Consider the following 3,850-nt stretch of genomic DNA (forward strand, 5'->3'; position numbering starts at 1 on the left):
TAGGCAGCGGGCGGGCCGGCCGCGACGGCGCCGGCCCGCCCGGAGGCGGTCAGCATGAGGGTGTCGAAATTCGACAGACGTATTTGTCGATTTTTACTTGACGGAACACACGCCCCGCGCGCGACTACAAGGCGCTCGCAGACGAGGTGTGCCGTGAACTCGCCTAGGCAGGTGGCCGCGGGCTTCACCATCACGGGGCTTCTCGACGGCGCGTCGCGCACCCGCGGGCGCTACCCGGTGTCCGAGATCGCGGTGGCCGACATCGCCGACCACCCGGCGAACGCCGCGTACTCTATGGACCCTGCTGGGATAGCTGAGCTCGCCGAGTCCATACGCGAGGACGGCCTCACCGACCTGCCGCTCGTGCGAAAGGTCGGCGACGGCTCGTGGCAGATGGTCTCCGGGCATCGGCGCAAGGCCGCCTACGCGCTGCTCGCGAAGGACGACCCCGCTTACGAGAGGATGCCCTGCCGCGTGATAGAGGGCATCGACGACGAGCGGGCGGTGACGCTGCTCCACGCAGCGAACTACTTCACCCGCGCGCTCACCGTGACCGAGCGCGCCGCCGCGACCGAGGCGCTCAGGGGCGACGCCGTGCGCCTGCGCTCCGAGGACCCCTCGCTCTCCGGCATGCGCGTCGACGACGTGAAGGCCGCCATCATCGAGCGGCAGACGGGCCGCAAGGTCTCCGGCAAGACCATTGCGCGTGAGGAGAGGCTGGCCCGCCGGATTGCCGAGGACCTCTCGCCCGAGTGGGCCGCCGAGGCCGATCGCGGCAACCTCAGCGCCGAGGCGGTGCGCTCGCTCGCGGGCATGCCGAAGGAGCGCCAGGCGGAGATGCACGCCGCAATGGAGCCCTGGCGGCGCACCAAGCGGGAGCTCTCCGACTACGTGAGGAGCGAGAGCAAAACGCAGGCCGGCCCCGACGGGCGCATCTCCAAGGCAGCGAGGCTCGTCGCCGATTTCCTCGAGAGCCCGCCCGAGAGCCCGAGCGCGGCCGACCTCTCGCTGCTGCGTGAAATGGCGCTCATGACCGCGCCGTACGCGGAGGCGGGCACCGATGCCCGAAAGCGTCGCAGAAGGGCCTCAGGCCCGAAATCCAGCAAGTAGCCTATGGCGTCCGACACTTCGGTCGGGCGTCCATAGCACTTGGGGACCGGGCGGCCTCGGACCCGTCATGCCGCGGGCCGTTTAAGAGCCCGCTTTCGCGAGGCCCGGTCCCAGAGGCGGCGCCCGAGCCGGGCCGCCGCCTGCGGGGGATCCCCCGCGCCCCTAGAGAAACGCGCCCGCCGCACGGCGGGCCCGAGGAAAGGAATCCGCCATGAAAGAGGAAGCCGACGCCGCCAAAGGCAAGGAGCGTCGAGTCACGTTCCGCATGGAGGGAAGCGACTACGACGCGCTTTGCGAGCGGTGCGAGCGCGCCGGCCTCAGCAAGTCGGAGTACCTGCGCTACCTCGTTCGCATACCGCTGTCGACGGATGTCAACGCGGGAGACGAGCACCGCATACTCGTGGACCGCAGGGCCCTTTGGTCGATGTCTCGGGAGCTCACGAAGTGGGGCTACCACTACAACCAGGCAGTGCACGCGATGAACCTCATCAACTTCCACGCCCGCCACGGGCACGTCGACCGGGACCTCGTCGCGGAGAGCATCCCAACGATCGAGCACGAGCTCGCCGACGTGAACGGCGCGGCCCGCGAGATGGCGGCCGAGCTCGGGCGCATCGGCGCCGACTCGCTCGTAGAGGGCTCGCCATGCCGATCCTGAAGCCGATAAGCGGCCACGGCTCGACGGGTGGCATCCGCCGCTACCTCGAGAAGGGAGGCCGCGCCCTGGCGCGAGACCTGTTCAACCTGAGCTACGACGAGCGCGACGCCGGCGCTCTGGGAGAAGCCGCCAAGGAGGCCTGCGCCTGGGACGCCGAGATGGACGCCACGCGCGCCGCGTTCGGCACGGACGCCTCATGGAGGGGCAAGCCCGCGCGCACGTTCAAGCACTTCGTGCTCTCGCCGGACCCCGGTGACGACATCGACCTGGCCGCTCTGCGGGAGCTCGCGTGCTCGTGGGCGCTCAAGCACTTCGGCGACCACGAGATCGCCATCGTCTACCACGACGACAACGCCCGCGGCATACCGCACGCGCACATCGTCGTGAACAACGCGAACCTCCGTACCGGCTACCGCATGCAGACCCAGCACCCGGAGGACCTCAACCGAGACCTGCAGGACATGGCGCGCGAGCGCGGGCTGTCCGGGCTCTCCAACGACAGGTCGCCCGTATCGCCCTCGATGGCACGCGGGCGGGCCGGCGCGGGCGGGCCCAGGAGCCGCAGGAACGTCTACCTTGGAAGGGCCGAGAAGGAGATCATGCGCTCGGGCGGCTACTCGTGGGTCGGCGACATCCGCGCCCGCGTCGCACTCGCCAAGACCACGGCGCGCGACGAGGCGGAGTTCCTCGGCATCCTCGACGCCCTGGGCGTGCACGTCGCCGACAACTCGGCCAAGGCGCGGCGGGACGACTGGGTGTTCAGCCTTGTCGAGGAGCCGTCCAAGAGGGTTAGCGGCGAGCGTCTTGGGTTCGTCTACGGCAAGGAGATGCTCCGCCGGCGCTTCGAGCGCGAGGGCGCCTACCGTCCCACGGACGCGAGCACCGCGCGCATTCGCGAGGCCGCTGAGCGCGCCCTCGAGCTCAACGACCTCTCGGAGCTGAGCAAGCTCTCCTCGGCGCTCGAGACCTGTGCGAAGTTCGACGTCGAGTCCATCGAGGAGTTCGGGCTCAGGATGGCGACGCTGGAGCGCCGCGGCCAGGCGGGCGGCGAGGGGTACCGCCGCCTCGAGGCTGCGCGCGATTACATGGCGATGAACGGGCTCATGCCGCTCAAGACCCGCTACGGGGACGATCGCGGGCGCGGCGCTGCCGAAGGAAACTCTCGCGACGGCCGTCGCGAGGACGAGCAACAGCGAATCCTCGCCGCCGAGCGGCAGCGGGCTCAGCAGGACCAGCGCAGGGAGAGGGGCCGGAGATGATGGTGAGGATAGAGTATGAGGGCGGCAGGACGACGCTGTTCGACACGCTCTCGTTCACGGAGGGGTCGCCGTTCTCCGGCGCGAACATGCTCACGGAGTTCGAGCTCGAGATGCGCGAGGAGCCCGAGAAGGGGCTCTGGCTCACGGCGAACTGGCACCAGGTGCGCGACGACTGGCGTGCCGACGCGCCCGCGGACGGCATCCCGGCCGCGCACAGGTCCCGCGGGTGGCGCTTCATGCTGGCCTCGGAGGCGGAGCTTGGGCGCGCCCGCCGCGTCCTGCTCGACGGCGACGAGGCGTTCGCCCGGGTGCGGGGCTACCTGTGCGACGCGGCTGCAATTTGCGCTTGCTACCGCGAGCACGTGGGCCCTCCCTCAAAACCGCTGAAATCGCAGATAAGGGACCTGCAGCGCGCGCTGGGGAGGGCGGAGGTCCCGGGCGTGCCAGACGAGCTGGCGAGGCTGCTCGCGCAAGAGAAGGAAGAGGGCGCCGAGGAGGGCGCCCGCAAGGTAAAGGAAGATTGGGGTGACGTCGATGAAGAGGCTTGGTAGGTTCCTCATGGCGGCGCTAAAGGTCACGCTGGGCTTTTTCGTCTGGCTGTTCCGCGCCGTGTTCAAGTGGGTGATGTGAAACACGCTTGCGTAGCGGAATTGCCGGCAACGACTCACAAACCGAGAAGCTGTTTCTTCTTCGCGGCGTAATCCTCATTTGTGAGGCTTCGGTAGTTTGTGTGACAAGGGGCTAGCCTAGGCAGCAACGCTCTTCGCTCCCTTCACGCCCTTCTTCCTCGCCTTCACCGGGCGACCCGGGAGCTGGGGCTGGC

General features: G+C 69.1%; 4 protein-coding genes. All 4 read left to right on the plus strand.

Annotation, left to right across the window (positions count from 1 at the left end; genetic code table 11):
• Positions 1 to 153 precede the first annotated feature (153 nt).
• Positions 154 to 1,110 (plus strand): ParB/RepB/Spo0J family partition protein, encoded by a 957-nt coding sequence (locus tag ACTQV3_RS09105; protein WP_073293298.1) that lies wholly within the window; start codon positions 154 to 156, stop codon positions 1,108 to 1,110.
• A gap of 211 nt (positions 1,111 to 1,321) precedes the next feature.
• A complete protein-coding gene (locus tag ACTQV3_RS09110) occupies positions 1,322 to 1,768 on the plus strand; it encodes a CopG family transcriptional regulator (RefSeq protein WP_368138684.1) in 447 nt (148 codons plus the stop codon).
• Positions 1,756 to 3,027 (plus strand): relaxase/mobilization nuclease domain-containing protein, encoded by a 1,272-nt coding sequence (locus ACTQV3_RS09115; protein ID WP_441068043.1) that lies wholly within the window; start codon positions 1,756 to 1,758, stop codon positions 3,025 to 3,027. Before ACTQV3_RS09110 ends, ACTQV3_RS09115 begins: the two co-directional genes overlap by 13 nt.
• Complete coding sequence (locus ACTQV3_RS09120; protein ID WP_368138682.1) at positions 3,024 to 3,578, plus strand: hypothetical protein; 555 nt, start codon at positions 3,024 to 3,026, stop codon at positions 3,576 to 3,578. The genes ACTQV3_RS09115 and ACTQV3_RS09120 overlap by 4 nt, the downstream gene beginning before the upstream one ends.
• Positions 3,579 to 3,850: the final 272 nt, after the last annotated feature.

Source organism: Collinsella sp. LCP19S3_A7, assembly GCF_052121995.1.
Lineage (GTDB): Bacteria > Actinomycetota > Coriobacteriia > Coriobacteriales > Coriobacteriaceae > Collinsella.

Bases quoted from the DNA above. Each gene is read 5' to 3' on its own strand.
- ACTQV3_RS09110 (WP_368138684.1), top strand. From the start codon at position 1,322: ATGAAAGAGGAAGCCGACGCCGCCAAAGGCAAGGAGCGTCGAGTCACG.
- ACTQV3_RS09115 (WP_441068043.1), top strand. From the start codon at position 1,756: ATGCCGATCCTGAAGCCGATAAGCGGCCACGGCTCGACGGGTGGCATC.
- ACTQV3_RS09120 (WP_368138682.1), top strand. From the start codon at position 3,024: ATGATGGTGAGGATAGAGTATGAGGGCGGCAGGACGACGCTGTTCGAC.